Origin of the sequence: Kitasatospora sp. NBC_01302 (assembly GCF_035976515.1) — a bacterium.
In the GTDB taxonomy this organism is placed as follows: domain Bacteria; phylum Actinomycetota; class Actinomycetes; order Streptomycetales; family Streptomycetaceae; genus Kitasatospora.
The window spans coordinates 9057616-9082595 of sequence record NZ_CP108404.1; the positions used below are offsets into that span (position 1 = coordinate 9057616).

Genomic DNA, 24980 nt, shown 5'->3' on the forward strand with positions numbered 1-24980 from the left:
GTTCAGAGGGCCCACCAGCAATACAGGTGCATGTCGGCTGCCCGAGCACGCCGGGCGAGGCCCGTCAAGGCATCAAGGACATCAAGTGCGTTGAAGGCGTCGACCTTGCTCTGCTGCAATTCGGCGGTCAACGACCACGGCTTGGCGATGCGCTCCAGGTCGGCCCGCGTCGCCTCTGCGAGGGCCTCGGCCAGGCTGTCCGACACGCTGATGATGAGGAGGCCGTCGTCCTCCGGAGAGGACAGCAACTGCCCGGCCCGCGGGCGTCGGATGGCTTCCTCATAGGTGCAGTTCGTGAGAACGGATTCGAGCTGGGCGATGGCGACGACCGGGTCGATGTTCTTGAGGAAGACCACGTCGGGCACGACCTCGGCCGGCCCCCCGGCCCGCCCGGCCACCGCCAAAGCGGCCTGGTCGTCAGCAGCAGAGAAGTAATCGCACAGCGTCATGGCGACGAGTCTCGCATCCATCGCCGACAGCCCGGCTCGTCCGGAGCACTCGTTCACGACAGCGGAACCGGCGGACGCGTAACTCGGCCTGCGTGGCGAACGTCTACGGGCAGCCCGCGGCGAAGCCTGAAGATCCACACTCGACCGCTTCACCCGCCCCAGTGGACGTAGGGTGTGGAGCACGGCTGAATCGCGGCGCGCGGCTGCGCCGTCAAGGGACACCCCGATCTGCGACTTCGTACCTTGGCGGACGTCTTTGCCTGTGCGGCGGCCGAGGGCGTCGAACTGCGGCTGGACGGGACCGAGGTCCAGGCCCGCCGCCCGCGCGTCAACAAGCCCGGCCGACGCGCGCTCGTCTCGGGCAAGAAGAAGATGAACACCAAGAAGGCCACCGTCGTCACCGACGGCGATGGCCGCACCCTGTGGGCCGGCGCGTTCCGCCCCGGCCGGATGCACGACCAGACAGCGGTGCGCACCGAGGGCATCGCCGACCTGTTCGAGCAGTTCCCACGGGTCAAAGCCAAGGTCGCCGCCGGATACCGGGGTCTGGCCAAGGAATTTCCAGGCCGGGTCCAGGCCCCGCCACTCAAACCGAAGAAGGACGCGACACCGGAGGAAGTCGCCGCCTGGAACGCGGAGCGCCATCAGCAGTCCTCGGAGCGGAGCTGTGTGGAGCACGCCAACGCCGAGCACAAGCAGTGGCGCACCCTGCAACGCTTCCTCGGCCGCCGCGAAGTGGTGCCGCGTGATCCGGACCGTTGGGCCGTCCCACCGAGGTCGACTTCGATCGGCTCTCATCACCGGGCGAACCCTGATCGCGTCAAGCCGCTGAGGGTGGCCGGCTGGCGCGGGTAGCGTGGGCGGCCGCGGGACGATGATCGACGGGAGGGGTAGGCGGTGCGGTTTCCCGGGTCCCGGCCCTGCTGGTCCCGCGCGACGCTCAGTCCGTCGAATCCGCCCGGGGGCGCGGTGAGCGGCTGTTGGCGAGGCTGGAGGGCGTCTACGAATCCCTCGCCGATCCGATGTTGCCCTCGCCGCTGTCCCGGGCACGGCGGTCTCCTTCGTGGGGGCGGCGGTACGGTGCCGGAAGGTTGCCGCGGAACGCGCGGGGGTCCCCGACCAAAGCGGTCGGGGACCCCTGCGCGCGGGGCGCTCAGTGCTTGAAGGCGTCCTTGACGTGCTCGCCAGCCTGCTTGACGTCACCCTTGACCTGGTCGGCCTTGCCCTCGGCTTCCAGGCGCTCGTTGCCGACGGCCTTGCCGGCGGTCTCCTTGACCTTCCCCTTGAGCTTGTCGCCGACGTTCTCGATCTTGTCGCCCGTGCTCATCGCACTCTCCTCGTCATGGGTGCACCGTCCTGCCTGACATCGGGTCGCCTGCCCGACCCGAACCGGAAGATTCCTACGAATAGTGGCGCCGGACCAGGGCACCCGGTCCTCCGACACTGAATTGTGGAGGTCACGATGGTTCCCCTTCTTCTCGTCCTGCTGCTCGCCCTTCTCCTGTTCGGCCTCGGGTTCGCGGTGAAGATCCTCTGGTGGGTCGCCATCGTGGTGCTGGTGGTCTGGCTGGTGGGCTTTGTCGCCCGTGGCACCGGCGCCTCCGGCAGCCGGGGCCGCTGGTACCGCTGGTAGCAGCGGCCAGCACCGCACGGCCTCGAGGGGCGCCCGACCAGCGGGCGCCCCGCTTTGGCGTACCCGACCATGGCGGCCCGGGGCCGGGCACGCGAGAGCGGGGAGTGATTGAACCCCCGGCGCCACGGGCAGAAGCGGTTACGGGGCGGGGCGGCGCGCTCTCTGCGCCCTGAACCAGCGCGACCTCCGAGCGCCGCCCCGCTCTCGGCGGGCATCGGGGAAGGTCGCCGCCGCTGCCGCGCCCTGGGCGTTGAGGTGCCAGGCCTTCGCCCAGCCGGCCTGCGGCAGGGGCACGAACTCGGCCAGGCCCTCGGCGTGCGGGCGGGCCATGCGCTTCTGGGTCTGCTTGATCAGGGCTCGATCAGGGCGGTGCCGCCGTGCGGGTGAACGGGAAGCGCCCCGGACCCGGGTGGTTTCACCGGGTCCGGAGCGGCTGCCCGAGGCCGTATCCGGATGCCGACCCGCCGCGTGAGGGGGGAGAGACGCGCGGGGCCGGCCGACGGCCTCAGGTGTCGTCTGACCACTGGAGGGCGGCTCAAACGGCTCAGCCCCTCGCCGGACGGGCGAGCCACCGCCACCCGCGTTCGATCAGGAGGTGACGCGGTAGATCCGCAGCGCCCCGGCGGCCGAGGCCAGTCGTAGCGCGTCGGGCGCCGGCACCGCTTCACCGTCCACGCTCAGATGGCTCACCGCTGTCAGGTCGGTGAGTTCAAGAGCTCGCAACCGTGTCGCGTGGTAGAACCGGGTGCGGTCCAGCGCGCCGGTCAGGCAGGCCACGGCCAAGCGCAGTCGGGTGAATCGGTGTCCGGCGTTGACCACCCGGGCGTCGAGCACCCCGTCGTCGAGGCGTTCGCGGGTGATCGGCGCGACGCCGCGACGGTGGTAGCGCCCGTTGCCCGCGAAGAGCAGCCAGATGCGCCGCGGCCGGCCGGCGATCTCCAGTTCGACGGGCTCGGCGGTGTGGAGCAGCCGGGCGCCGGCCAGGGCCAGCGCGGGCCACTTGCCGATCCGGTGCTCCCAACGCTCGCGCAGGCGCACCAGGTCGGGGTAGACGCCGATGCTGAAGGTGTTGACGAAGACCCGGTGCCGGTCGCCGCCGGAGTCGGTCACCGTGCCCAGGTCCACCGCCATTCCGGAGCCCGCCGTCACCGCCGCGGCCACGGTCGCGAAGTCGGTGATGCCGGCGTCCGCGGCGAAGTGGTTGAGCGTGCCGCCGGTGAAGACCGCGAGCGGCAGGTCGTGCTCGGCGGCGATCCCCGCCGCCAGATTGATCGAGCCGTCGCCGCCGCAGATGCCGAGCGCGCCGCCGTCGGCGCGGGCCCGTTCGGCCGCCTCGGCGATCAACTGGGGCAACGCGTCGCCGTCCGAGGCCAGTTGGACGTCGGCCTTCGGCAGCAGGTCCCGGATCAGCGCCTGGTGGGGATCGTCGGCGTCGGCGTCGCGCCAGAGGTCGGCCAGGCCGCCCGCGCCCGAGCCGCTGTTCACCACGACGTGCAGGCCCGCTCCACCGGGCAGCGCGGGCAGCTGGACCGCCGGCCCTGGCAGCCCGGCCGGTGGGGGAGGGGTCTGTGGCCCCGGCCGCCGGCGCCTGAGCAGGACGGCGGTCGACGCGCCGAGCGCGGCACCGGCCAGCACATCACCCGGATAGTGGGCACCCACATAGACGCGCGAGAGCATCACGCCGAGCGCGACCGGCGCCGCCGCCACGCCCAGCGCGGGCGACTCCAGGCCCAGACCGACCGCGAATGCGGCGGCCGAAGCCGAATGCCCGGACGGGAAGGAGCTGGTGAACGGCGCCCGGCGCAGATGGCGGACCAGTGGAACGGAGCTCAGCTCGGGGCGCGGACGCCCGGCCATCCGCTTGGCCACCACGTTGGCCAGGGCCGAGGCCACCAGCAGCGAGCCGAGTGCCCGCCCGGCCGCCCGCTTGGCCTGCGGGGTACCGCAGGCCGCCAGACCTGCCGCTGCGGCCGACCACAGCACACCGTGATCGGCCGCCCGGCTCAGCCCCGGCAGCACCCGCCCCACGCCGGGCAGCCGGGCCCGCGCCACCCGGACGAACAGCCGCTGATCGAGCGCGGCGGCAGCGCCGCGCACGGTGGCGGCGCGCTCCCTCGCGCGGGTCGGCCCGGCCCGCAGGGAACCGGCCCGAAGGGAGCCGGCGCGGACCGGGCCGTTGTCGAGCAGTCCGGCGGGCCGGGCGCGGCGGTCGACTGCGACCAGCGCCCGGACCCGCCGGGCCGTCGTCATCAGCGGCCCCGACCGGCCGTCAGCCGGTACAGGGTCAGGATGATCAAGGAGCCGGCGATCGCGGCGATCCAGGTGGAGAGGTGGAAGAAGCCGTTGATGGAGTGCACATGAAAGATAATCTTCCCGAGCCACCCGCCGAGCAACCCGCCCGCGATCCCGATCGCCATGGTGACGATCGCTCCGCCGGGGTCCCGGCCGGGCATCAGGGCCTTGGCGATCGCTCCCGCCAGGAGGCCGATCAGGATCCACGCGATGATTCCCATGCGACTGCGCCGCCCTTCGTGTCGATGATGCCGCTGAAACGCACGCCCCCCGTCTGTCCCCGGTCGGGCCGGACAAACAGCAGTGGCGCGTCGGCCGGGGCAGTGGCGCGACCCGGCCGGTCCGCGCCTCGGGCGAGGCCGGCGCCCGTCCCAGCCGCGGTGTCGACCACGCGGGACTCGATGAACTCCTTGAAGCCGCGCAGGTCGTCGATCGCCTGGCGCTGCACGAAGCCGAGCGCGGCCCCGAAGCCGGACGACTACGCGGCGGGCGCGTGGATGCGCCGCCAGCGCAAGGCCGACAACCTTGACCTCGACCAGGCCGCCAAGCTCGTCGCGCTGGACGAGCTGTGGCGCCTGGAGCCGGACTGGAACCGCTCCTACCGCCGTCTGCTCGCCTACCTCGCGGCCGGCGGCATCATCGACGGCCCGGCGAACCGCACCGGCGGCGAAGCCGACCCGGCGCTCCGGCCCGGCACCTGGCTGCGCAAGCAGGACAAGGCCCGCACCGAGGGCAAGCCGACCGAGCAGCAGACCGCGCTCCTGGACGGGCTCACCCGGCATGCCGAAACCGTCACCGGCTGACCCACCCCACACCAATCCCGCGGTCCCGGCCCGGGATGGCCCACTTCCCGGAGGCGATCGAACACCTCCCCGCCGGCAAGCGGCGGCGCAGCGCCTGACCCACCCCACGGCGGGTCATCAGGCCGGCGGTGCCTGCGCGGCGCCGACCTCGATCGTGTCCAGGACCAGGTGGTGGTAGCCCTCGAGCTCACCCTCCGGCGCGCGGGCGAGGCTGCCCTGCAGGGTGTACCACTCGTCGGCGCCCGTGTACTGGACCCTGACCTCGACCGGCCCGTCGGTGCGGCGTTCGGTGCGAACCGTCAGGTCCCCGGTGATGACACCGACTTCGACGGTCATCGCGCCGCCGGGGCCGGCGGTGGCCTCGTCCTCGCACATCGCCGACTCGATCGTGGGCATCAGCCGGCCCCACATGTGTCAAGCACGGACACGAGCGCCGTCCTCTCCGGCGCGGTCACCGTCAGCTTGTAGAGGGCCTTCACATCCGTCCAGGCCCGCCGCGTACGGACACCACGCCGACCGGGCCGGCGGCTTCCACCGGTCCGGGCTCTGGTCGCCGAACGCCCCGACTGATTGTGTCGGGGCGCGTGGTGTGTGGTGTTAGCGGCTGGTGCCGCCGAGGGGGAGGGGCCCTGCCAGCGGCCGTTGCCGTCCAGCCAGTCGTTCACGACGGTGCCGTTTCCGCACAACCTCCAGGCCGTCGTGCAGTGCCGTGCTCTCGACGAGCTGTTCGGGTTCACCACCGAGGGCCTCGGAACGCTGCCCGGCGTCGAAGGCATGGAGGTCGGCCCGATCCTCCGTCAGGTCGAACAAGCCGGAACCCGTCTGGACGGGGACTGCCTCACCGACCCGCCCGACGGTCTTGCCCGCCACTGGCGGCTCTCGCAGGCCCGCGTACCCGAGCGGCGGGTAGGCCCTGTCCGTCGCGTAACCGCTCGCCTCTTCGAATGGAGGACGTTCCGCTTCGGAAGCGGGGCGACGGGCCGGCTGACCGGTCGTCATCCCACCGGTCCGCCCTTCGGGTCGAGAACGCGTCAGCGCGCCCGGCGCCTCGCGAAGACCCGGTGACCCGCTCTCCGACGCCTGGGTGGTACAGCCGCACGGCGCTGTGCGCGCATGTCCCGGCAGCCGCGTGGCCTCCACCGATATCATGGTAGAACTAGTATCGAATTGCAATCAAGGTGGTCCCGTGATGAACGACTCACAGCCCGTCGTGTTCCAGCATGGCCAGACGTTTCTCGCGACGATCTCGGAGCGCTGGAACTATCAGATCCTGCGCGAAGTCTTCTTCGGTACAGCGCGGTTCGGCGAACTGAAGCGCGCGCTCGGCATCTCGGCGAACATCCTGACCACCCGCCTGAACGCCCTTACCGAGCTGGGCCTGCTCACGCGGCGGGCGTACCGCGAGGACAAGCAGTGGTTCGAGTACGAGCTCTCGGATGCCGCTCGCGAGCTGGTCGTGCCGGCGATCGTGGCGATCACCCGCTGGGCCGAGGAGCGCGGACCGGATCCGCAGGCTGCCGGCGCCGGCCCGCGCCGGCCGCTCCTGCACACCGTCTGCGGCAAGGAGACCGAGCCCTACCTGGCGTGCAGCGTCTGTCACCAGTCGATCCAGGCCTCGAACCTGATCCCAATGGTTGCAGACAAGAACTAGTAGCAATACGCTCCTGGTTAGAGAGTGGAGAACGATCCCCGTCACGAGAGGAATCGCCATGACCACGACCTGGCTCGACGGCGTCACCGAGCGGCTCATCCCCACTTCTGTCGGGTTGATCAACGTGCGCGACGGCGGCAGGGCGGGCAGCTCGCCTCTGATCTTCTGGCCGAGCTTGATGATGGACGGCACCATGTGGCGCCACCAGTACGAGCATTTCGCCCCCACCCACCGCGTGGTGCTCATCGACAGCCCCGGACACGGCAAGTCCGACGCCCTGCGCCGCATCATCGACCTCAAGCAGTGCGCTGACGCGCTCGTCGAGATCCAGGACGCGCTCGGCATCGACAAGGCGGTGCTGATCGGCAACAGCTGGGGCGGCATGCTGGCCGGCGTCTTCCCCGCCTACCACCCGGACCGCTCGGCGGGGACGGTCGGCATCAACTGCACGGCCTCGCTCCCCACGACCTTCGAGAGCGTCTGGGCCACTGCGCTGGCCGGGTACCTGTCACTGAACTCGAAGATGCCTCAACTGGCCTTGAAAGCGGCCCGCAGCGCGTTCGCCGGGCCAACGGCCGAGGCCGAACGCCCGGAGTTCCTCGAGTTCCTGAATTTCGTGCTCACCAACGACCCCAAGTCGGTCGCCTGGGCGCTGCGCAGCATCCTGATCGGCCGCCGCGACGAACACCGCCTGCTCGCCACGATCAAGGACGTCCCCGTCCTCGTGATCGCCGGCGAGGAGGACAGCCAGTTCCCCGTGCACGCCGTGCGCCGGATGGCCGACGCGATCCCCACCGCCACCTTCAAAGTGCTGCTGCACACCGGCCACCTCGCCGCTCGCGAGAACCCACAGGCCGTCAACGCCGAGATCGACGCCTTCCTCGCCGAACTGCCCGCGCTGGAAAGGATCTGATGAGCATGCCCGCCACCACCGACCGCGGCGAAGCCCCTGCATGGATCCACGCCTTCATGCACGAGATCGACACCCTCGAGTTCGCGACCGCGTTCGCCACGAACCTCGACCAGGACACCGAGATGATCTTCGGTACGGCCCGCGTGCACGGAGTCGACGCCATCAAGGACTTCTTCGTGAAGATCGACGCCCCGCTCATCACCACGCACGAGGTGATCGAGACGTGGACCGTCGGGGACGTGCTGATCCTCCGGGGCGAGGCGACCGTCGCCAAGAAGACCGAACCTGACACCGTCGTGCGTGCCCCGTTCACGCACATCTTCTACCTCGACCAGAGCGACGAAGCGCTACCGCGCATCCGCACTCTGCACATCACGGCAGGGCCTGTCGAGACCGACGCCCTGCTCTGACTGGAGATCCGGACCAAGCCGCACCGTTGGGTGAACGATGACCTCCCCGCAGGTTCGACGATCTGTTCAACCTCGTCGCCGACCCCGCCTTCGTTCTGGTGACGTGGCGTCGGGTCCAAGGGAAACGCCCGCCGTACTGCGGGCAGGGCCGCCCTCCCGTGTCCGCCTACCCCCAGCAGCACACCACCCTGCGCGCGCTGGCCCTGGCAGCCGGACAGGCGGCCGCCCGCACCGTCACCTGGCGCCAGGGCAGCAAATCCACCAAGCACAACCCGAACGCCGAGATGCGCTCCCAGTTCCTGGCCCTGCGGGTCCGCCCGGCCAACCGACACGCCCCCGAGGCGCCGACGGCTCCCTGCCCGACTGCTGGCTGCTCGCCGAGTGGCCCCCCGACTGCGCCGAGCCCACCGACTACTGGCTCTCGACGCTGCCCGCCGACACCCCACTGCGCGAGCTGGTGCGAATCGCCAAGATCCGCTGGAGAGTTGAGCACGACTACCGCGAACTCAAGAATGGTCTCGGCCTGGACCACTTCGAGGGCCGCAACTACTCCGGCTGGCACCGCCACGTCACCCTCGCCTCCGTCGCCCAGGCCTTCTGCACCCTGCTGCGGCTCGACCCAAAAGTCCCTGCGCCGGCCTGACCCTCTACGCGGTCCTCCGCGAACTCCAGGACCTCCTGGCCACCACGGTCATGGTCCACGCGTGCCCTTCGTCCCCGCGCCGTCTCCGCTTCGTCCCCGAGGGCCTCCGCTCCGGCTGCGGCCGGTGTCAAACGGGGTGTCGGTCCGGGGGTGGTCTCCTCTGCTACCCCTTAATCTTCCCCCGACGGTCGCCCATCACCGGCATGCCTCGGCTCGACACGAGGCGTGGGCGTGGGGCCGCCACCTGCCCACCCGGGGTTCGATCGCTGTCCGGGCGGTGCTGACCCGTTCGGAGGCAGCACCGCGGGGCACCGGTGAGGCGGCTCCGGGATACGGACGGGGAAGGACGCACACTGCTGTCACCAGGCGTGCGACAGGAGGGCTCTTCGGTGCTGCTCCAATACGGCCGCGGCGGTCGCACTCAGCCCGTTCCCGCTCATCGGCGTCGTGCTGATCCTGACGGGCGACCGTGCCGAGCGCAACGGTGCGCTGTTCGCGGGCGGATGGATCGCCGGGCTCGCGATTGTGGCGACCGCCGTCGTGACGCTGTTCTCCGGGGCCTACGACCCCGACAGCACGAGCTCCGCCATCGCTGACTGCGGGCGGGTGGTCGTCGGGGCCGGACTGATCGTCCTGGGCGTGCGCACGTGGTTGTCGCGCCCCCGGGAGGGCGACGAGGCCCAGGAACCGGGCTGGATGACGTCACTGGACCTCGCCTCGGCCAGGCGTGCCCTGGTCCTCGGCCCGCTGCTCTCGGGGACCAACCCGAAGAACTTCGTCCTGACCGCGTCGGCTGCCTCCTCGATCGCGGAAGCGGGGAAGCAGGGGGAGGCCAAGGGCGAGGCCGAGGGTGCGGGACGTACCCATCCTCGCTCCTCGGTCGGGCCTGGTCGGCTGCGCGGTGAGGTCGGCGGGTGTGGCCGCGTTCCGCTGAGACCGGTCGCTGTCGCTGGGAACGCCCGAGGGGCCCGGCTCGCGCGTGTGCGGGTGCCGGGCCCCTCGGGGTTGGCCCCGCCGGGGGCCGTTGATCGGGTCGATCGGGACGATCAGTAGTTGTGGTGGATCTGCCAGTAGGCCCAGGCCTGGTTGGGGCTGCCGTAGCGGCTGTTCATGTAGTCGTAGGTCCACTTGATCTGGGTGGAGGCGTTGGTCTGCCAGTCGGCGCCGGCGGAGGCCATCTTGTTGCCCGGCAGGGCCTGGCCCAGGCCGTAGGCGCCCGAGGACGGGTTGGTGGCGGTGACGTTCCAGCCGCTCTCGTGGGAGACGATCTGGTCGAAGGACGCGAGCTGGTCGGCGGGAACGATGCTGGCGGCGATCTGCTGCGGGGTGGCGGCGGAGGCGGCGGTGGGGGCGACGGCGGCGCCGATGGCGACGATGCCGGCGGCGGAGGCGAGCAGGGCGGCGGACTTGCGCATGCGGGTGGTGATCACGGGCATGTGGAGTTCGACCTCACATCGGTTGGGCGCCTCGCTCCGCGGTTCGGCGGGCCCGGTGGGGCCCGGCGGGCGGGTGTCGGCGCCGGGGCGGTCACCAGTGGTGACTGCCGCAGGGGAGCTGCGGGGCGGTTCGTACTGCCGTCGCAGCTGGCGACTCCGCAATTGTTAGCGGGGTCGGCGGCTGGCTCCAAGGGGTGCTGGTACGACGCTGCGTCGTAGTGGAGCGGGGCGCGCGGGCCGGTCGGGGAGTGCTGTTCGGGTCGGCCAAACCTCGCAGGGCATGACATTTTGGGCGTTTTGTGATGGTTTGAGCCGTGAAAACAGCGCGGACACGGCGTCTGGCGCCCGAACGTGGCATCGACAAGGGCTGACCGGCTGAGCGGCCGGAGTGGCCCGGTGCTTGGTCTACGAGGAAGGGTAGGAGGCGCCCGGGGCGCGTGAGGACCGTCACGGGCCACCCCCGGCCGGCACCCGTCAGAAGGGGATCCAGCTCACACCATGGTGACTGACAGCAACCGCCTGGTGGCGCCGCCGCCGCACATCTCGTCGCGGGTCACGATCGCCGAGGGGTGTGGCGGCGGAGCAGAGGTGGACGCCGGGAATCCCGGTGTTGTAGGGGTCAGAGGCTGAGCGGGGGCGCAGGGTGAGACGGCGGACGGTGTGGGCGCCGGTGAGGAGGCGGGGAGCAGCCGTGGTGTCTCCCGGCCGTACCGCAGCGTGTGACATGCTGAGCGCGCATCGACCGTAGGAGGGGCCATGACGGACGGATCGACCGCTCGATGGGGCACGGGGCTGGGCATGTGCGCCGTCGCAGGCGCCGTGGGTGGGGCCGTGATGGGGAATGCCTCCGATCCGATCACAGGACTCGCAGCCGCGGTGGGCATCGGCCTGCTCTTCAACGTCGCCACCCGCCTCGTCAACAGGCGAGCCGACCGCTCCGCCGACCGCCACCACCGGTAACGGCACCTCGGGAGCGGCCCCCGAAATCCTCGGCGCCTCGGCGATCCGGTCCAACTGCCTCTGACCGGACGCGCGTTCACGTCGTCTACCCCTAGGAGTGGTGCAGTGTTCCGGTCGCACAAGGCTCAGGAGGAGCCCGTCGTCGTCATCCGCGACTCCCTGCAGGTGGAATCGGACCTGCGACAGGCTCTGGAAGCCGCCGAGGCGGGCGAGCGGGCAGGCCTGGACAAAGCGTTGCGCATCGTCGCCGAGACGGCGGCGGCGTCCGACGCCCTCGTACGCCGCCGCTGGGTACGGGAGTTCCTCCGCGAATCGGGCATCGACGTCCACGACCAGGTCGCGGCGGTGAAGGCACTGCGGACCGCGCGGCCGAGCCTCTCGCTCGCCGCCTCGTACCAACTGGTCAAGGAAGCGAGCGAATAGGTCCAGAAGGACCAAGGAGAGCTGGCAGGCCAGGCTGAGCCGCTGAGCCTGGGCTGTCAGGTGAAGGAGAACCGCGCGGCGGCCTCGGCCGGCGTGGTCCCCTGACGCTCCCCGGGCACGTCGTGGACGGCGTGTGTGCCCTCGGCGCGCAGTTGGTCGGCCCCGCCGTGCCGGGCCATGACCGCGGCGTAGGCGCGGACGTCGTCGGCCGTGAGGTCGGTACGGCTTCGCTCCGTGTGCTGCCGGAGGAGGACGCTGAGGTCCGGGTCGAATCGCAGCACGGTCACCGGGGCGTCGAAGCGCCTGGCGATGGCGATGAGGCGGGCGCGCGCCTGGGGAGTGACGTTCGTGGACTCGGCGACTGCGGTTCGTCCGCCGGAGAGCCGGGCGGCGATCCGCCGGTCGCGCTCCTCGAAGATCCGGGAGTCCGCCGCCTCGGAGTGCGCCTCGGCAGGTGCGGTGTCGAAGAGTTCAGCGTGGATCTCGTCGCTGGACACCACTGCTTGCTCGTCGATCTGGCGGCGGGCGAGCAGGGCCCGCACGAAGCTGGTCTTGCCCGAAGCCGGCGCTCCGATGAGGACCACAGTCCCATTGGCACGCGCGCCGGTCCGCAGTCGCCCGGTGCGTGCGGCCGGAGGTAGAGGTCACCCGCGCATTCCAGGGCTTCCTCGGGAGAGCCGGCGGGCAGCCCGCTGGGCAGGGCAGTGTCCTGGTAGCTGTCGCTGCTCGCCAGGTAGAGCGCGAAGGACCAGGTGTGCAACACCCCGGTGAAGCGCAGGCGACACAGCGGGAGGATCTGGCCGCTGGTCAGTTCGGCTGCCACGTAGGCGAATTCCGCGCGGAGGCGGACCGTGACGGCGTTCACCTGCGGCCACCGCGCGCGGGCACGGCAGTTGAGGCGTTGGCGCAGGTGGTGCTGCATCGATTCCGGGGGGGTCTTCGGCACGGGCTCCATCCTGCCGGGCGCGCCGTACCTGCCCGTCCTGAGGACTGTCGAACGCGGCCATGTCGCGGCCGGTCACGGCGCTGGACTCGGCGCCGGTCATGCCGCCGCTGCCAGGGGGTTCCGCTCTACGGGGACCCCGGGGAACGGGGGTCGTCCGCCGCACGGGCCGATCGGTGGATGCCGGGTGGTGGGTGGGGCGGCAGGCTGGAGGGCGGCGGAACGGATCGCATGAGGTGGCCCGGTGACAGGGGGCGTCGCAGGAGGACGCCGCGTGGGGGAGCGGCAGGAGCGCCGCGGTCCGGATCCGTCCTCCGTCCGATGAATTCGAGGAACCCGAGTGATGGCGCCTGCCTGCCCGGACCCGGCCATGCTGCGGCCCGGCCGGCCGGGAGGCAGCGAACCACCGCCCTTCCCGAGAGGAGTACGTCCATGGGGAACAAGCATACGACGATGCGGCTGGCTGTCGGCGGCGTGGCGGTGGCCGCCACGCTGGGCCTGGCCGGCTCCGCGTCGGCGAACCGCCTGAGCCAGGACGTGGTCGGTGGCGCCGCGGCTGAGCGGGTGGCCCGACGTGGGCCGGTGTCCATGGCCGCCGTCCCGTGGTGTCCGGTCCGGGTGTGGCAGCATGGCCGGGCACCTCCCCGCCGACGCAGCACTGATCTGCCGGAGTCCGCATGGCCCCCAACCGCCGTCAGATCCTGACCACGGCCGGCACCGTGGGCGTGCTGGCCGCTGGATACGCGTTGTTCTCCGCCGCTCCCCGCTCCCGGCCCTCGGCTGCCCTGACCGCGCCGAGCCCCCCGTCCGAGCCGGCCACCCCGTCCGAGCCGGCCACCCCGTCCGCGCCGAGCGTTCCCCGCACGCCGGCCTCCCTGAGCACCCCCGGGACCCCGGCCGCGCCGAGCACCCCCGGGACCGCGAACCGCGCGGAGGTGGTGGCGCGCTACCGGGACACCGTTCCCACGCGTTGGGGCACCGACGTGCCCGGTGTGCTCGACCGGCTCCCCGGGGAGCGCGGGCAGATTGCCCTGACCTTCGACGCGTGCGGCGGCCCCGGGGGCGACGGCTACGACCGCGCGCTGATCGACCTCCTGCGTGAACGGAACGTGCCCGCCACGCTGTTCCTCAACTCCCGCTGGATCGACGCGAACCCCGTGGTCTCCCGCCGGCTGGCCGCGGAGCCGCTGTTCGAGATCGCCGACCACGGAACGCGCCACCGCCCCCTGTCGGTCACCGGCCGCTCCGCCTACGGCATCGCGGGCACCCAGGATGCCGGGGAGGTGGTCGCGGAGCTCACCGCCAACCGCGGCCGGCTCGCCGACCTGCTCGGCGTCCCACCGCGCTTCTTCCGGCCCGGCACGGCCTACTGCGACGACGTCGCCGTGCGCATCGCGGCCGAGTTGGGGCAACGGGTGGTGGGCTTCACCGTCAACGGCGACGCGGGGGTGACCTACTCCGCCGCCGAGATCGCCAAGGAGGTCGGTGCCGCCCGGCCGGGCTCGATCGTCATCGCGCACATGAACCATCCCGAAGGCGACACGGCGGCCGGGTTCGCCGCCGCCCTCCCCGGGCTGCTGGCCGCCGGACACGGCTTCACCCGCCTGTCGGACGCCTTCCGGTGACCGCACGGGCAGGCGCCGGACGGGGCCCCGCGAGGTGGGCCCGATGGCCCCTCGCCGCCCGACGCGCCGACCACGTCGAGAAACCTCCCTCACCTGTCAGGGGCGCATGAACTCCACGCAGCCGCTGTCCAGGGAGTAGTAGGCGCCCACCACCTCGACCAGGTGATCGCCGATGAGGGGGAGGAGCAGGGGGTCCTCGCGGAGCTGGTCGACGGTGAGGCGGATCTGGGCGCGGACGGTGTTGTCGACCTGGTCGCCGGGCAGGGGTTCGGCCGCCAGGTAGGCGGGCTTGAGGGCCTCGACGACTGCGACCAGGTGGGCCGGTACCTCGGTGCCGTTGTTCAGGGCGTCCACCGCGAAGACGACGGCACCGCAGCGCTGGTGGCCCATCACCACGACCAGCGGGGTCACGGACTCCTGGGCGCCGTACTCGACCGCGCTGTGGATCAGGTCGTCGTTGGTCTGGGCCGCGGTCCGGACCACGAACAGGTCCCCGACACCACGGTCGAAGACGATCTCGGGCGGCACCCGGGAGTCGATGCACGAGAAGACGGTCGCCAGCGGGTCCTGAGCGGCGGCCACCGCCAGGCGGCGAGCCACGCTCTGGTTCGGATGCAGGAGCTCGCCGGCCACCCAGCGCTCGTTGCCCTCTGCCAGGCACCGCAGCACCTCCTCCGGCGTGGGCATGCCCTGGCCCGGCGTCGGCGTCGGCGTCGGCGTCGGCGTCGGCGGCTCGGCCGGGTCGGCGAGGCCGCAGGGCTGTGCGGCGGCCCGGCCGGTGGCGAGCAGGGGGAGGGTGGCCAACGCGCCGGCACCGCCAACGAGGAAGCGGCGGCGGGCGGGTGAGCCGGCGGTGCTCTCCTCGCGGTGGCCGGCGGCTGCCGCGCGGCGGGTCTCGGTTGGTGCGTCGTGCATCGGTGGTCTCGGCTTCCTGGTGGTGTTCTGCATGGCCGCCCCGACCACGAGTCTGGACGCCCAGCGGCCGGACCCGCTCTGCCACACCGCACCCGCCTGTGCCCGGCGGTTGTGGATCACCCGTGCGGCCGTAGCCGCGACGAGACCGCCCGTCCCCAGGGGGAGGTCCTCCCGGGGTTCGGTGCGGGAGCAGGGCATGTCGGAGACCTACCCGAGACGGAACGGTTGCGTCTCGTGTGGGTCAGTGGCTACAGTTCCTCTCGTAGCCGAGACGACACCGTTCCGTCTCGACCAATCGACTGTCAAGGAGCACCCCATGCGATTCCTGTTCGAGGACGAGTCGTTCTCCTTCGAGGCGCTGCGCGCCGCCGGCTTCGCCAACGACGGCGGCGCCGACCTGGGCGAGGTCGTCACCGCCGCCCGGAACATCCCCGAGGGCGACGAGGAGGCCTGGCTGCGCGAGTGGCGCAGCACCGCCGAGCGCGTCCACGCCATCGGCAACCGCGCCCTGGCGACCGGCCACCGGGTCAGCGCCCGCGAGGCCCTGCTGCGCGCCTCGAACTACTACCGCACCGCCGAGTTCTACCGCCGCGACGACCCCGCCGACGACCCCGAGGTCAAGCTCCTCTCCGGCCTCTCCCGCGAGACCTTCGCGACCGCCGCCTCCCTGATGGACACCCCCGTCGAGGCCGTGCGCATCCCCTACGAGGACACCAGCCTGCCCGGCTACCTCTTCCTCGTCGACGACTCCGGCACCCCCCGCCCCACCGTCGTCTTCACCAGCGGCTTCGACTCGACCCTGGAGGAGGCCTACTTCGTCATCGGCGCCGCCGCGCTGCGCCGCGGCTACAACGTGCTGGCCTACGACGGCCCGGGCCAGGGGGCGGCGCTGCGCGAGCAGGGCATGGTCTTCCGCCCGGACTGGGAGGCCGTGGTCACCCCGGTGGTCGACTACGCGCTGACCCGCCCCGAGATCGCCCCCGACCGCCTGGTCCTGCTGGGCTACAGCCTCGGCGGCTACCTGGTCGCCCGCGCCGCCGCCCACGACCACCGCCTGGCCGCCCTGGTCCTGGACGACGGCCTCTACAGCTTCGGCCAGGCCCACACCCGCTTCATGCCGCCGTTCCTGTGGGACTGGGTCCAGAGCGGCTGCGACGACCTCGCCAACCCCGTCCTGAACCTGCTCATGCGGACCAGCACCCAGCTCCGCTGGGCCCTGCGCAACGGCGTCTGGACCTTCGGCGCCACCTCCCCCGCCGACTACGTCCGCCGCACCACCGACTACACCCTCGACGGCGTCGCCCACCTCATCGACTGCCCCACCCTCGTCCTCGACGCCGAGAACGACCAGTTCTTCCACGGCCAGCCGCAGGAGGTCCAGGCCGCCCTCACCTGCCCGCACACCCTCATCACCCTCCCCGAAGCCGAGGGCGCCGGCGAGCACTGCCACATGGGAGCCATGGCCCGCTTCCAGCAACTCACCTTCGACTGGCTCGACACCACCCTCGCCTCGAAGGCTCACCTCAACAGCTGAACGCACAGAGCCTGTTGTGCGCCTGTACGCCTGTACGCCTGTACGCCGGGGCCGGAGCGACGATGCGCGCCGGCCCCACCGCCTGGGCGCCCGATGACCACGACACCGGTGCAGCGCCGCCGGAACGAGACCAGCGAAGGACCCCACCGATGAACGGCTACGCCACTGAGGGTTGGACCGACATGTTCCTGTGTGCGGGCGGCGCAGCAGCGGCGCTCTGCGGCCTCATCTTCGTCGGCCTCAGCGTCAACATCCGCACCGTCCTGGCGATCGAGAAGCGCGAGGGCCACAGCTTCATGACAGGCCGTGCTCTCGAAGCCCTCGTCGCGCTGCTCGTCGTCCTGCTCATCAGCCTCGTCGGGCTGACCCCGGCCATCAACCCCGGCGTGCTGGCCGCCTTCGTCCTGGTCAACGCCGTGGCGAGCGCGGTCTCGCCCTGCAGAGCCGCGTACGCCGGCCGCGGCCGGAGCCCGCGGGCCACCGAAGTGATCCTCAGGCGCTCCCTCGCCGCCGCCCTGACCCTCGCCCTGCTCACCGCCGGAACCTCCCTCGCCGCCGGTCACGGCGGCGGTCTCCACTGGCTGCCCGCCGCCTTCGTCCTCGCGGTCACGGTCGCCGCCGTCAACGCCTGGGTGCTCCTCGTCGAGGTTCTGCGCTGACAAGGCATCCGCAACCGGGTACCGCGGCGGCGTCGGCCGGGAGGCCGCTCCGGCTTTCGCTCGGGCAGGCCGCCCGGCCCACGCGCCCGGCGGCGGAAACCCAGGTGGCCTCGGCGCTCGATCTCGGTAGAGTCGGGCAATGCCCGAGCTGATGCGGCTTCATGCCGACCAGGCCGCGGCGGTCCTGGCCTTCGAGCTGGCGAACCGCGGCTACTTCGCTGCCTCGGTCTCCGACCGCGGCGACGACTTCTTCGACCGGTTCACCGACCGGTACGGCGCCTCGCTGGCCGAGCAGGAGTCCGGCGGCTGCGCCTTCTACCTGCTCGTCGACGAGGACGGCTCGGTGCTCGGCAGGTTCAACCTGTACGACCTGGCGGACGGCACGGCCACCCTCGGGTACCGCGTCGCGGAGCAGGCCGCCGGCCGCGGCGTGGCGACCGCGACCGTGCGGGCGCTGTGCGCGATCGCGACGGCGCGGCACGGCCTGCACACCCTGCGGGCGGCCACCTCCCACGAGAACGCCGCCTCCCGCAAGGTGCTGACCAAGGCGGGGTTCGTCCCGGTCGGCCCGGCCGCCCCGGCCGATCTCGGCGACAAGTCGGGCATCTGGTACCAGTGCGACCTCCGGCCGTAGGAGGGATGCCCGCCGACTGGCATCCCTCCTACGGCCCGGGGGCGGGTCAGAGCGGCAGGCCCTGCCAGCCGCCGAGTGCGGTGGGTGCCGTGCCCGCCCGGTAGGAGACGCGGCCGTCGGTGCCGATGGCGAACACGTGCAGGACGCCGCTGCCGTCTACGATGGCGGCCGGGTGGTCGAGGACGGTGCCTCTGGTGGGGACACCCGGGCAACGGTCAGGCTGACGTCGCTGACCAGCTCGTTCGAAGACGGTGAAGCTTCCGCCACTGCCGTGCCAAGTCACTGGTGTGGGCGGGCAGCTCGCGGATAGGGTCCCGCCATGTCTGACGCAGCCGAAGCCATCAGCCGGAGCAAGCCGAGGTCGTCCGCCGGTACCTGCGGGTCTTCGAGACGCGGGAGGTCCGCGAGTTCGAGGAGCTCGTCGCCGAGGACGTGCTGATCCACGGTGGGGGGCAGCACATCCAGGGGCGGAGGTATCCCGAGGGGTCGGTGCTGACTCCGGGGCTGTCCAACTGCCGCCTCCAGGTGGACGGCCTCTTCGCGGCCGGCGACCGGGTCACCGTGGCCTTCACGCTCACCTACGCTCACGACCGCAGCGGCCGGGACCTCACCATGACGGGCGTCAAGTCCTACCGTCTCCACGACGGACGGATCGTGGAGTTCTGGGGCGAGACCGACCTGTACGGGCTCCTGCGTCAGGCCGGGCTCATCCCCGAGCAGATCCCGCCCTTCTGACCGACCCGACCGACCCGACCGGGCTGACCGACCCGACCGGGCTGACCGGCCCGACCGACCCGACTGGCCCGACTGGCCCGACCGTGGCCGCACGGCCGTGTCACCCCGACTGCGCGCGCAGCCGGGTGAGGAGTTCACCGGTGCTGCGCACCTTGGGGTGGTCGGGCCCGAGGAGGCGGCGGTAGTCGTCGCGACAGCGCTGGAGGAGGTCCACGGCCTGCTGGCGTTCGCCCGCGTCGATCAGGACGTTGGCCAGGTTGTCCCGGGCGTGGACGGTGTGCGGGTGGTGCTCCCCGTGGGTCCGGGTCCTGACGGCGAGGACCTCGCGCAGGAGCTGTGCGGCCTCGGCGAAGCGTCCCAGGGCGTGCAGGACGGCGGCGAGGTTGTTGCGGGTCGGGAGCGCGTGGTCCCCGACGTCGCTCCCCGCCTGGTCCTGGGTGGCGATGACGGTGCGCAGCACGTGCTCGGCCTCCTCGAAGCGGCCGAGGCGGCAGAGCGCGGCGCCGAGGTTGGATCGGGGTGCGAGGAGTTCGGCGTCGGGCCGGACGGCGCGCTCCATCCGCCCCACCAGCTCCCGTAGTTCCTGCTCGGCCTCCTCCCAGCGGTCGGCCTTGATCAGGGCCGCGGCATGGGCGTTCGCGTCGGTGTGCACGTCGGGGTGGTCCGGACCGTGCAGCCGGCGCCTGCGCTCCAGCACGTCGCGGCGCAGCGCGAGCGCCTCGGGCGCCCGGCGGAGGTCCTCCAGGACGGCGGCCAGTTGTGCGGCGCTGTCGAGGGTGGCCGGGTGGTCGCGGCCCAGCAGGTCGGTGCGGCTGGTCCAGACGCTGCGGGAGGCTTCCTCGGCGCGGTCCAGCTCGCCCATCGCGTGCAGCAGCTGGGCGAGGTCGGCGGCGGTTGTCAGGGTCTCCTCGTGGAGGTACCCCAGGACGGCGGCCTGGCGGCGGATGAGCCCGGTGAAGCGCTCGCGCGCCTCCTCGTGACGATCCGGCAGCTCGGCCAGCGCCCGCGCCTGGTCGCGCAGGGCGGCCATGGTGTCGGGGTGCTCCGGGCCCAGGCGCGCTCGGAGGCCGTCGGCCTTGAGGACGGCCAGCTCAAGGGGCGAGAGCGGTTGCCGGGCCAGTTCCCGCTCGGGGCCGTCCTCGTGCTGGAGCGTGACGACGAGGTGGCCCGCCGTCGGCTGCGCCCGCGGTGGCGGTGGCGGTGGCGGTGGCGGGGGAGCGGGGTCCGGCCCCGCCCCGGGCCGGTCCGGGGCCTCGGGAGGTGGCTCGGGTACTGCCGGGGAGGGTTCCGGCGCGGGCGGCTGCTGGGCCGCGGCCCGCGCTCGGGAACGCGGGTGCCACCATCGGCTCATCGCGGTCCTTCCTGTCTTGTCAGGCACCGGAGTGCACGTGGGCGGCCCACAGGCTGGGGCTGCGGATGAAGGCGTCGCGGCACCGCAGGACGGCGTGGTGCAGGGCGGCGGCGGACCGGTCGGCATCCAGGCCCGGTGATCCGTCGGGCCGGTCGGCCCGCAGGAACCGGTAGATGTCCCTGGTGATCCGCAGTGCCACGAGGTCGTGCACCCGCCACAGGGTGCCGATCGCGTGCGGGTAACCGGCGATCTGGAAGGCCGAGGTGATGTGGATGGACTCGTCGGCCAGCCGCTCGGAGCCCCGCGCGCTCTCGCAGGCCGAGAGCACCGCGAGCCGCGCCCGGGGCAGGTCGAGTCGGGAGAGCCGGCGCACCGTCAGCGGGTTCTCCCGGTGGTCGTGGACGAGCAGGCGGGCGTTGGAGGGATCGTCCGGATCGCCCACGCCGTGGCAGGCGAAGTGCACGCAGGAGTAGCCGGGCAGCGCCCGCAGCAGGCCGGCCAGGGTGGCCTCGGGGCCGGTGAGCACGTCGGTCGGCACCAGCTCCCGCAGCTCCCGCACTTCGCGGCGCACCCCTCCCAGTGCGGCCGCACCGGGGGTGTCGGGCAGGGCCACCGCGAGCAACCGGTCGGTGGGGTGCGGGCGTGCCGCGCGGGCGCGCGCGTAGGCCAGCGCGCGCACGGTCGGGGTGTAGGAGGAGATCACCCGGTCGAGGACGGTCGGCCGCCGGCCGTTCGCCGCCTCGCTCACCTCGCCGTGGCGGCCCGCCGCGTGCAGTGGCAGCGCCGCGAGTGCGCCGCCCGCCGACCACCACAGCCGGGGCAACGGGCCGTCGGGCGGCGCGTCGAGCAGGCCCGGCGCGTCGAGGACCGGCGCGGTGACGCAGTCCCAGGTCCACGCCAGTACCTCCCGGATGGTCTGCTGGGCCCGTTGCTCGGTCGCCGGGTCGACGGCGGACACGAGCGCGTCGTCGAGCCGGGCCACCTGCTGCTCCACCGCCGCCGGTGTCGCACGAGGCAGCGGCACCGTGCGCACCCCTTGTGGCCCGAGGACGAGTGCGTCGCTGCGGTACCGGCTGCAGTAGGCCAGCACGACGGGTCCGCGGTCGGCGCAGGCGAGCAGGTCGGCCAGGGGCGGGACGGCGAGGAAGCCGGTGAAGCCCGGCAGCTCGCGGGTCCGGGTCAGCAGCCGCTCCCAAGTGACGGCCAGGGCGTGCCGTTCGTCCGCGGTGGCCACCGCCCGGGCGTCCGTGTCCTCGGCACCGTCCGTGTCCTCGGCACCGTCCGCGCCGGCTGCACCGTCCGTGCCGTTCACGCCGTTCACGCCGTTCACGCCGTCCGTGCCGTCGCCCGCGCCCGCCTGCCGCGTCCCCTCCGCGTCCAGCGCGTCGATGCGGTCACGCAGCTCGGCGAACCGCTCGGCGAGTTCCGGGTGCGCCGCGCGCAGCCGCTCCCGGTCGCCGCGCGCGGCCAGGGCCTGGCCGAGCAGCACGCCCCGGCCCTGCTCCAGCAGCAGCACCGCCTCCTGCGGGCGACCGGCGTTGACCGCGCAGGCGGCCGCGTCCGCGGCCAGCCCGTGCACGGCCGCGAGCCGGTGTTCCTGGTCGTCGCGGACCAGGCGCCGGGTGACGCTGAAGGGCAGCAGCTCGATGGCCAGGCGGTATCCGCACAGGGCAGCCTCCCAATGGCCGCCGTCGGCCGCGGCCGACCCGCAGCCGATGGCCGCCGCGATCCGTCGCGAGGCCGGCTGGGCGGTGATCGAGGCGCTCTGCCAGAAGGCGTCCGCGGCGGCCCGCAGTACCCCGGGGTCGTCGCCGATGCGGTGCAGTACGCGCAGGGCGTGTCCCTGGGAGCGCAGTTGGTCGGCGAGGACCTCGGGCGACTGGGAGGGCGCAAGCACCGCGCGGCCGAGCGTGGCGACGGCCTCCTCCGCGAGCGCCCGGTCCCCGGTGGTCTCGGCCTTGGCGAGCAGTTTCGTGCCGAGGCCGTGCAGGAAGCGGGTGTGCCGGGCGTCGCCGTACACGGTGTGCCTGAGGGCCCGCGCCGCGACGTCGGTGGCCTCGTCGAGGTCGGCCGGGTCACCGTCCGCCTCGAACCGGGCGTGCAGCGCGTTGCCGAGGTGGTTCAACCGCTCGCCGAGACCGGTTCCGTCGGCGGGCGTCCGGGCGAGGACCTCGCGCGCCACGTCGGCGGCCTCCCGAGCCGCCGCACGGTCCCCGGTCCGGTCGTACCAGCTCTGCAGGATGACGCCGAGGTTGTCCAGGTCGCTCACCGGGGTCCGCACGAGGGCCGGGGAGTCCAGGGCCTGCCGGGCCAGCCGGACGGCCTCGCGCAGCGCGGCCGCGTCGCCGGTCTGCTGGTAGCGCTCGCGCAGGGCGACGGCGAGATTGGCCGGCCCGGAAGCGTCCGGATCGTTCGGTGGCGTCTGCGCCACGGCCTGCCGCAGGGCCTCGACGGCCTCGTCGAGCAGCGCCGCGTCGCCGGTGCGTTGGCCCAGCCGGTGCAGCGCGTTGCCCAGGCTGTTCAGCGTGGTGCGGTGGAAGCGGCTGGTGGGTGCGCTGCGCCGGAGAGCCTCGCGCAGCAGCTCGACGGACTCCCGCAGCAGCTCGGTGCCGTCGGTGTGCTCGGCGGCGATCCGCAGCGCCACGCCCAGCCCGGCCAGCGCGGCGACGTGGTCGGGTCCCTCCGGCCGGTCGGCCGCGGCCTCGGCCAGGGCCGTCCTGCTGATCCGGAGCAGCTCCTGGACCGCGGCCTCGTCGGGCCGCAGCTCGACGCGGTCCCTGAGCACGGCGGCGAGGTTCCGCAGGAGCACGGCGCGCCACGGCGAGCCGGTCGGGAGCTGCGCCACGATGCTGCGCAGCAGGCCGACGGCCTCCCGCAGGGCTTCGGCGTCACCGCCGACCTCGAACGCTCGGCGGCGGACCATCGCCAACGGCATCACGATCAGCGGTCGGGTCGGGTCCGCGGGCGGCAGCCGGCCGAGCCAGTGGCGAAGGGCGCGTTCGACGGCCGCGATCTCCCGCGGATCACCGCTCTGCTCGCAGCGCGACAGCATCAGGGTGCCGAGGAGGTTGAGGGCGACGGCGCGGTTGTCCTGCGCCAGGGGATCCTGCTGCGGCCCGCCGAGCGCGGCCAGCGCCGCGGCGAAGTCGGCTTGCCGGTGCTCGTGCCGGTAGCGATCGGCCAGCGCCTCGGCGAGGATGAGCCGGCACTGTTCCCTGGCCGCCGGGAAGTCGTCGTCCAGTCGGATCAGTTCGTCGCGGTCGGGACGTCGGCCGAAGCCGGTCCATCGGGTGTACAGGGCTGCTCGGAGGTTCGCGGCGATCCTCCTCACGCGGACCTCGTCGGACGCCGGTGCGCCTGCCAGGGCGGCCCTGCACAGCTCGACCGTCCGGTCCAGCGCGGGCCGCTCGCGGGTCCGGTTGAAGTGCTGGGCTGCGGCGAAGGCCGCGGCCGCCAGGTCCGGTGCCCCTTCCGGGTAAGCCATGGCCCGCCCCCGCGTCACACGATGGTTCCCAACAGGCGGGAACGGCCGGTGAGATGACATCTCACCATAACCAACGAGGCTGCCCCGGGAGGTCGTTATGCTGACCCGCACAGTCGACGTCGCTACGGGGGCAGGGTTGAACCAGGTCGGGCACGGTGGGGGGTACGCGGAGCGCCACGCGCGGTTGGGTGGACTCTGTCGTCGGCTGACGCAGGGCCGGGACGGCCGGGACGGGCTGGGGGCCGGCGAACCGGCCGAGCGGCTGGCCGGATTCCTGCTCGCCGAGTTGCGCGGCGGACGGCCTCCGGAGGAGTTGGAGGAGGCCTTCGACGAACTGGAGGAGCTGCTGCTCCTCGCCGGGCACAGCGCCGGCCTCGGCTCGTACCGGGCGGCCCCGTCCCCCGGCTACCAGCCGCTGCCCGGCACGGGCAGCGGGCACCCGCTGCTCTCCGTGCTCACCTGCCCGCGTGGTCGCTGCCCGCGGGTCGAGGCGCCCACGGCGGACGGCGAGGAGCCCGCGCGCTGCCGGATCTTCGACCAGCCGCTGAGCGAGATCGCGCTGCGGTCATGACCGCCTTCCTCTCCGCCCTCGGTGACAAGCTGGCCGAGCGGTGGCTGACGCTGCTGGCCGTGCCCGGACTCCTCTACCTGATGGCACTCGGCGCCGCCGTGACCCTGGGTCAGCGCCACTGGCACGACGTCGGCCGGCTGCGCGCGAGGCTGGACGCCCTGGCCGCCGCGCCTGCTGCCCACAGCCCCGGCACGGTCGCGGTGGCCGCGCTCGGGGTGCTGGCCGGCGCTGCGGCGGTGGGCACGGCCGCCCAGCAGCTCGGCGGCTGGGTCGAGAAGGCCTGGCTGGTCGAGGTCCGGGGCCCGCTGACCGGTCGGCTCGCGGCGCGGCGCCTGCGCCGTTGGCAGGCGGCCGACGCCGACTACCGGACGGCGCTGGTGGCGGCCGGGCGGGCCAGGATCGCGGAGGGGGCCGATGCCGGCGCGCTCGCGCACGACGCGGAGCGGCGCTACGCGGCCCGCAACCGGATCGGCTCCGCCGCACCGCGCCACGCCTTCTGGACGGGTGACCGGATCGCCGCCCCCGACCAGCGCGTCTGGCGCTCCTACCGGCTGGACCTGACGGTGGCCTGGCCCCACCTGTGGCTGCTCGCCCCCGACGGCACGCGGGCCGAACTGGACACCGCACGAACCGGGTTGGCCTCGGCCACCCGGTTGATCGCGTGGGGCGCGGGGTACGCGGTGCTGTCGCTGTGGTGGTGGCCGGCGGCGCCGATCGGCGCCCTGGCAGTGGCGACCGGCGTGGGCCGCGGGCGCGCGGCGGCGGCCTCGTTCGCGGACCTGGCCGAGGCGCTCGTCGACCTGCACGGCAAGGAGCTGGCCCTGGCCCTCGGCCTGGAGTGCGAGGGCGCCCTGACCCGTACCGTCGGCGAGGCCGTCACCCGAGCCCTGAGCAAGCCCGGCTGAGCCCGTGCCAG

27 protein-coding genes and 2 pseudogenes are annotated in these 24980 nt (G+C 72.9%); 18 read left to right on the forward strand and 11 right to left on the reverse strand.

Annotated features, from left to right (window positions below; translation table 11 throughout):
* Window positions 1-2 precede the first annotated feature (2 nt).
* On the reverse strand, window positions 3-449 hold the full coding sequence (locus tag OG294_RS39365; RefSeq protein ID WP_327071374.1) for a hypothetical protein: 447 nt from the start codon (window positions 447-449) through the stop codon (window positions 3-5).
* A gap of 243 nt (window positions 450-692) precedes the next feature.
* Here OG294_RS39365 and OG294_RS39370 point away from each other — a divergent pair, with 243 nt between their 5' ends.
* Window positions 693-1304 (forward strand): transposase family protein, encoded by a 612-nt coding sequence (locus OG294_RS39370; protein WP_327071375.1) that lies wholly within the window; start codon window positions 693-695, stop codon window positions 1302-1304.
* Between the two features lie 298 nt (window positions 1305-1602).
* On the opposite strand, the gene OG294_RS39375 is transcribed toward OG294_RS39370, so the two are convergent.
* Window positions 1603-1776 (reverse strand): CsbD family protein, encoded by a 174-nt coding sequence (locus OG294_RS39375; RefSeq protein ID WP_327071376.1) that lies wholly within the window; start codon window positions 1774-1776, stop codon window positions 1603-1605.
* 135 nt (window positions 1777-1911) lie between these two features.
* Here OG294_RS39375 and OG294_RS39380 point away from each other — a divergent pair, with 135 nt between their 5' ends.
* Window positions 1912-2082 carry a hydrophobic protein gene (locus OG294_RS39380; RefSeq protein ID WP_327071377.1) on the forward strand — a complete coding sequence of 57 codons (171 nt, stop codon included), beginning with the start codon at window positions 1912-1914 and terminating at the stop codon, window positions 2080-2082.
* Window positions 2083-2220: 138 nt separating this feature from the next.
* Here the strand turns inward: OG294_RS39380 and OG294_RS39385 are convergent, their stop codons facing one another.
* The 3 genes from OG294_RS39385 to OG294_RS39395 all read right to left on the reverse strand — a co-directional run bounded on the left by OG294_RS39385 (window position 2221) and on the right by OG294_RS39395 (window position 4595).
* Window positions 2221-2412 carry a hypothetical protein gene (locus tag OG294_RS39385; protein ID WP_327071378.1) on the reverse strand — a complete coding sequence of 64 codons (192 nt, stop codon included), beginning with the start codon at window positions 2410-2412 and terminating at the stop codon, window positions 2221-2223.
* A gap of 258 nt (window positions 2413-2670) precedes the next feature.
* Window positions 2671-4332 carry a bifunctional phosphatase PAP2/diacylglycerol kinase family protein gene (locus OG294_RS39390; protein ID WP_327071379.1) on the reverse strand — a complete coding sequence of 554 codons (1662 nt, stop codon included), beginning with the start codon at window positions 4330-4332 and terminating at the stop codon, window positions 2671-2673.
* Window positions 4332-4595: a GlsB/YeaQ/YmgE family stress response membrane protein gene (locus OG294_RS39395; protein ID WP_327071380.1), complete on the reverse strand. Its 264-nt coding sequence runs from the start codon at window positions 4593-4595 to the stop codon at window positions 4332-4334. Before OG294_RS39395 ends, OG294_RS39390 begins: the two co-directional genes overlap by 1 nt.
* 180 nt (window positions 4596-4775) lie before the next feature.
* Between OG294_RS39395 and OG294_RS39400 the strand changes: the two genes are divergently transcribed.
* Window positions 4776-5177 (forward strand): hypothetical protein, encoded by a 402-nt coding sequence (locus tag OG294_RS39400; RefSeq protein ID WP_327071381.1) that lies wholly within the window; start codon window positions 4776-4778, stop codon window positions 5175-5177.
* A 117-nt stretch (window positions 5178-5294) separates the two neighbouring features.
* Here the strand turns inward: OG294_RS39400 and OG294_RS39405 are convergent, their stop codons facing one another.
* Entirely contained in the window at window positions 5295-5573 is a 279-nt protein-coding gene (locus OG294_RS39405; protein WP_327071382.1) for a hypothetical protein, read from the reverse strand.
* Window positions 5574-5819: 246 nt separating this feature from the next.
* On the opposite strand from OG294_RS39405, the gene OG294_RS39410 reads away from it, so the two are divergent.
* The 6 genes and pseudogenes from OG294_RS39410 to OG294_RS39435 all read left to right on the forward strand — a co-directional run bounded on the left by OG294_RS39410 (window position 5820) and on the right by OG294_RS39435 (window position 9847).
* Window positions 5820-6242, forward strand: coding sequence for a hypothetical protein (locus tag OG294_RS39410; protein ID WP_327071383.1), 423 nt, complete (start codon window positions 5820-5822; stop codon window positions 6240-6242).
* A gap of 124 nt (window positions 6243-6366) precedes the next feature.
* A complete protein-coding gene (locus tag OG294_RS39415; RefSeq protein WP_327071384.1) occupies window positions 6367-6828 on the forward strand; it encodes a winged helix-turn-helix transcriptional regulator in 462 nt (153 codons plus the stop codon).
* Between the two features lie 58 nt (window positions 6829-6886).
* Window positions 6887-7741 carry an alpha/beta fold hydrolase gene (locus OG294_RS39420; RefSeq protein ID WP_327071385.1) on the forward strand — a complete coding sequence of 285 codons (855 nt, stop codon included), beginning with the start codon at window positions 6887-6889 and terminating at the stop codon, window positions 7739-7741.
* Between the two features lie 5 nt (window positions 7742-7746).
* The gene (locus OG294_RS39425; protein WP_327071386.1) at window positions 7747-8151 is read left to right on the forward strand and encodes a nuclear transport factor 2 family protein; all 405 of its coding nucleotides are present in this window, start codon (window positions 7747-7749) and stop codon (window positions 8149-8151) included.
* A gap of 128 nt (window positions 8152-8279) precedes the next feature.
* Window positions 8280-8794: pseudogene (locus tag OG294_RS39430) on the forward strand (transposase); the annotation flags it as partial.
* A 330-nt stretch (window positions 8795-9124) separates the two neighbouring features.
* Window positions 9125-9847 (forward strand): GAP family protein, encoded by a 723-nt coding sequence (locus tag OG294_RS39435; protein ID WP_327071814.1) that lies wholly within the window; start codon window positions 9125-9127, stop codon window positions 9845-9847.
* Here OG294_RS39435 and OG294_RS39440 read toward each other — a convergent pair.
* On the reverse strand, window positions 9841-10230 hold the full coding sequence (locus OG294_RS39440) for a lytic transglycosylase domain-containing protein (protein ID WP_327071387.1): 390 nt from the start codon (window positions 10228-10230) through the stop codon (window positions 9841-9843). The two genes, OG294_RS39435 and OG294_RS39440, sit on opposite strands and share 7 nt — an antisense overlap.
* 756 nt (window positions 10231-10986) lie before the next feature.
* Here OG294_RS39440 and OG294_RS39445 point away from each other — a divergent pair.
* Window positions 10987-11190 carry a hypothetical protein gene (locus OG294_RS39445; RefSeq protein ID WP_327071388.1) on the forward strand — a complete coding sequence of 68 codons (204 nt, stop codon included), beginning with the start codon at window positions 10987-10989 and terminating at the stop codon, window positions 11188-11190.
* 105 nt (window positions 11191-11295) lie between these two features.
* Window positions 11296-11613 (forward strand): hypothetical protein, encoded by a 318-nt coding sequence (locus tag OG294_RS39450; protein ID WP_327071389.1) that lies wholly within the window; start codon window positions 11296-11298, stop codon window positions 11611-11613.
* Between the two features lie 56 nt (window positions 11614-11669).
* Here the strand turns inward: OG294_RS39450 and OG294_RS39455 are convergent, their stop codons facing one another.
* A complete protein-coding gene (locus tag OG294_RS39455) occupies window positions 11670-12197 on the reverse strand; it encodes an ATP-binding protein (RefSeq protein WP_327071390.1) in 528 nt (175 codons plus the stop codon).
* A 1036-nt stretch (window positions 12198-13233) separates the two neighbouring features.
* On the opposite strand from OG294_RS39455, the gene OG294_RS39460 reads away from it, so the two are divergent.
* A complete protein-coding gene (locus OG294_RS39460; RefSeq protein WP_327071391.1) occupies window positions 13234-14181 on the forward strand; it encodes a polysaccharide deacetylase family protein in 948 nt (315 codons plus the stop codon).
* Window positions 14182-14277: 96 nt separating this feature from the next.
* Here the strand turns inward: OG294_RS39460 and OG294_RS39465 are convergent, their stop codons facing one another.
* Window positions 14278-15096 carry a carbonic anhydrase gene (locus tag OG294_RS39465; RefSeq protein WP_327071392.1) on the reverse strand — a complete coding sequence of 273 codons (819 nt, stop codon included), beginning with the start codon at window positions 15094-15096 and terminating at the stop codon, window positions 14278-14280.
* Window positions 15097-15412: 316 nt separating this feature from the next.
* On the opposite strand from OG294_RS39465, the gene OG294_RS39470 reads away from it, so the two are divergent.
* The 4 genes and pseudogenes from OG294_RS39470 to OG294_RS39485 form a co-directional block, all read left to right on the forward strand.
* Window positions 15413-16630: an alpha/beta hydrolase family protein gene (locus tag OG294_RS39470; RefSeq protein WP_327071393.1), complete on the forward strand. Its 1218-nt coding sequence runs from the start codon at window positions 15413-15415 to the stop codon at window positions 16628-16630.
* A gap of 149 nt (window positions 16631-16779) precedes the next feature.
* Complete coding sequence (locus OG294_RS39475) at window positions 16780-17289, forward strand: hypothetical protein (RefSeq protein WP_327071394.1); 510 nt, start codon at window positions 16780-16782, stop codon at window positions 17287-17289.
* A 139-nt stretch (window positions 17290-17428) separates the two neighbouring features.
* Window positions 17429-17923 (forward strand): GNAT family N-acetyltransferase, encoded by a 495-nt coding sequence (locus OG294_RS39480; protein WP_327071395.1) that lies wholly within the window; start codon window positions 17429-17431, stop codon window positions 17921-17923.
* A 369-nt stretch (window positions 17924-18292) separates the two neighbouring features.
* Window positions 18293-18658 (forward strand): annotated as a pseudogene (locus OG294_RS39485) (ester cyclase); the annotation flags it as partial.
* 100 nt (window positions 18659-18758) lie between these two features.
* Here OG294_RS39485 and OG294_RS39490 read toward each other — a convergent pair.
* Together OG294_RS39490 and OG294_RS39495 are read right to left on the reverse strand one after the other, a co-directional pair.
* Entirely contained in the window at window positions 18759-20009 is a 1251-nt protein-coding gene (locus tag OG294_RS39490) for a tetratricopeptide repeat protein (RefSeq protein WP_327071396.1), read from the reverse strand.
* Between the two features lie 19 nt (window positions 20010-20028).
* Entirely contained in the window at window positions 20029-23493 is a 3465-nt protein-coding gene (locus OG294_RS39495; protein WP_327071397.1) for a CHAT domain-containing protein, read from the reverse strand.
* A gap of 97 nt (window positions 23494-23590) precedes the next feature.
* On the opposite strand from OG294_RS39495, the gene OG294_RS39500 reads away from it, so the two are divergent.
* The gene (locus OG294_RS39500) at window positions 23591-24064 is read left to right on the forward strand and encodes a hypothetical protein (protein WP_327071398.1); all 474 of its coding nucleotides are present in this window, start codon (window positions 23591-23593) and stop codon (window positions 24062-24064) included.
* Entirely contained in the window at window positions 24061-24969 is a 909-nt protein-coding gene (locus OG294_RS39505) for a hypothetical protein (RefSeq protein ID WP_327071399.1), read from the forward strand. The genes OG294_RS39500 and OG294_RS39505 overlap by 4 nt, the downstream gene beginning before the upstream one ends.
* The last annotated feature ends 11 nt before the right edge of the window (window positions 24970-24980 follow it).

Bases quoted from the DNA above. Each gene is read 5' to 3' on its own strand.
- OG294_RS39365 (WP_327071374.1), bottom strand. From the start codon at position 449: ATGACGCTGTGCGATTACTTCTCTGCTGCTGACGACCAGGCCGCTTTG.
- OG294_RS39375 (WP_327071376.1), bottom strand. From the start codon at position 1,776: ATGAGCACGGGCGACAAGATCGAGAACGTCGGCGACAAGCTCAAGGGG.
- OG294_RS39380 (WP_327071377.1), top strand. From the start codon at position 1,912: ATGGTTCCCCTTCTTCTCGTCCTGCTGCTCGCCCTTCTCCTGTTCGGC.
- OG294_RS39385 (WP_327071378.1), bottom strand. From the start codon at position 2,412: ATGGCCCGCCCGCACGCCGAGGGCCTGGCCGAGTTCGTGCCCCTGCCG.
- OG294_RS39390 (WP_327071379.1), bottom strand. From the start codon at position 4,332: ATGACGACGGCCCGGCGGGTCCGGGCGCTGGTCGCAGTCGACCGCCGC.
- OG294_RS39395 (WP_327071380.1), bottom strand. From the start codon at position 4,595: ATGGGAATCATCGCGTGGATCCTGATCGGCCTCCTGGCGGGAGCGATC.
- OG294_RS39400 (WP_327071381.1), top strand. From the start codon at position 4,776: ATGAACTCCTTGAAGCCGCGCAGGTCGTCGATCGCCTGGCGCTGCACG.
- OG294_RS39405 (WP_327071382.1), bottom strand. From the start codon at position 5,573: ATGCCCACGATCGAGTCGGCGATGTGCGAGGACGAGGCCACCGCCGGC.
- OG294_RS39415 (WP_327071384.1), top strand. From the start codon at position 6,367: ATGAACGACTCACAGCCCGTCGTGTTCCAGCATGGCCAGACGTTTCTC.
- OG294_RS39420 (WP_327071385.1), top strand. From the start codon at position 6,887: ATGACCACGACCTGGCTCGACGGCGTCACCGAGCGGCTCATCCCCACT.
- OG294_RS39425 (WP_327071386.1), top strand. From the start codon at position 7,747: ATGCCCGCCACCACCGACCGCGGCGAAGCCCCTGCATGGATCCACGCC.
- OG294_RS39440 (WP_327071387.1), bottom strand. From the start codon at position 10,230: ATGCCCGTGATCACCACCCGCATGCGCAAGTCCGCCGCCCTGCTCGCC.
- OG294_RS39445 (WP_327071388.1), top strand. From the start codon at position 10,987: ATGACGGACGGATCGACCGCTCGATGGGGCACGGGGCTGGGCATGTGC.
- OG294_RS39460 (WP_327071391.1), top strand. From the start codon at position 13,234: ATGGCCCCCAACCGCCGTCAGATCCTGACCACGGCCGGCACCGTGGGC.
- OG294_RS39465 (WP_327071392.1), bottom strand. From the start codon at position 15,096: ATGCACGACGCACCAACCGAGACCCGCCGCGCGGCAGCCGCCGGCCAC.
- OG294_RS39470 (WP_327071393.1), top strand. From the start codon at position 15,413: ATGCGATTCCTGTTCGAGGACGAGTCGTTCTCCTTCGAGGCGCTGCGC.
- OG294_RS39475 (WP_327071394.1), top strand. From the start codon at position 16,780: ATGAACGGCTACGCCACTGAGGGTTGGACCGACATGTTCCTGTGTGCG.
- OG294_RS39480 (WP_327071395.1), top strand. From the start codon at position 17,429: ATGCCCGAGCTGATGCGGCTTCATGCCGACCAGGCCGCGGCGGTCCTG.
- OG294_RS39490 (WP_327071396.1), bottom strand. From the start codon at position 20,009: ATGAGCCGATGGTGGCACCCGCGTTCCCGAGCGCGGGCCGCGGCCCAG.
- OG294_RS39495 (WP_327071397.1), bottom strand. From the start codon at position 23,493: ATGGCTTACCCGGAAGGGGCACCGGACCTGGCGGCCGCGGCCTTCGCC.
- OG294_RS39500 (WP_327071398.1), top strand. From the start codon at position 23,591: ATGCTGACCCGCACAGTCGACGTCGCTACGGGGGCAGGGTTGAACCAG.
- OG294_RS39505 (WP_327071399.1), top strand. From the start codon at position 24,061: ATGACCGCCTTCCTCTCCGCCCTCGGTGACAAGCTGGCCGAGCGGTGG.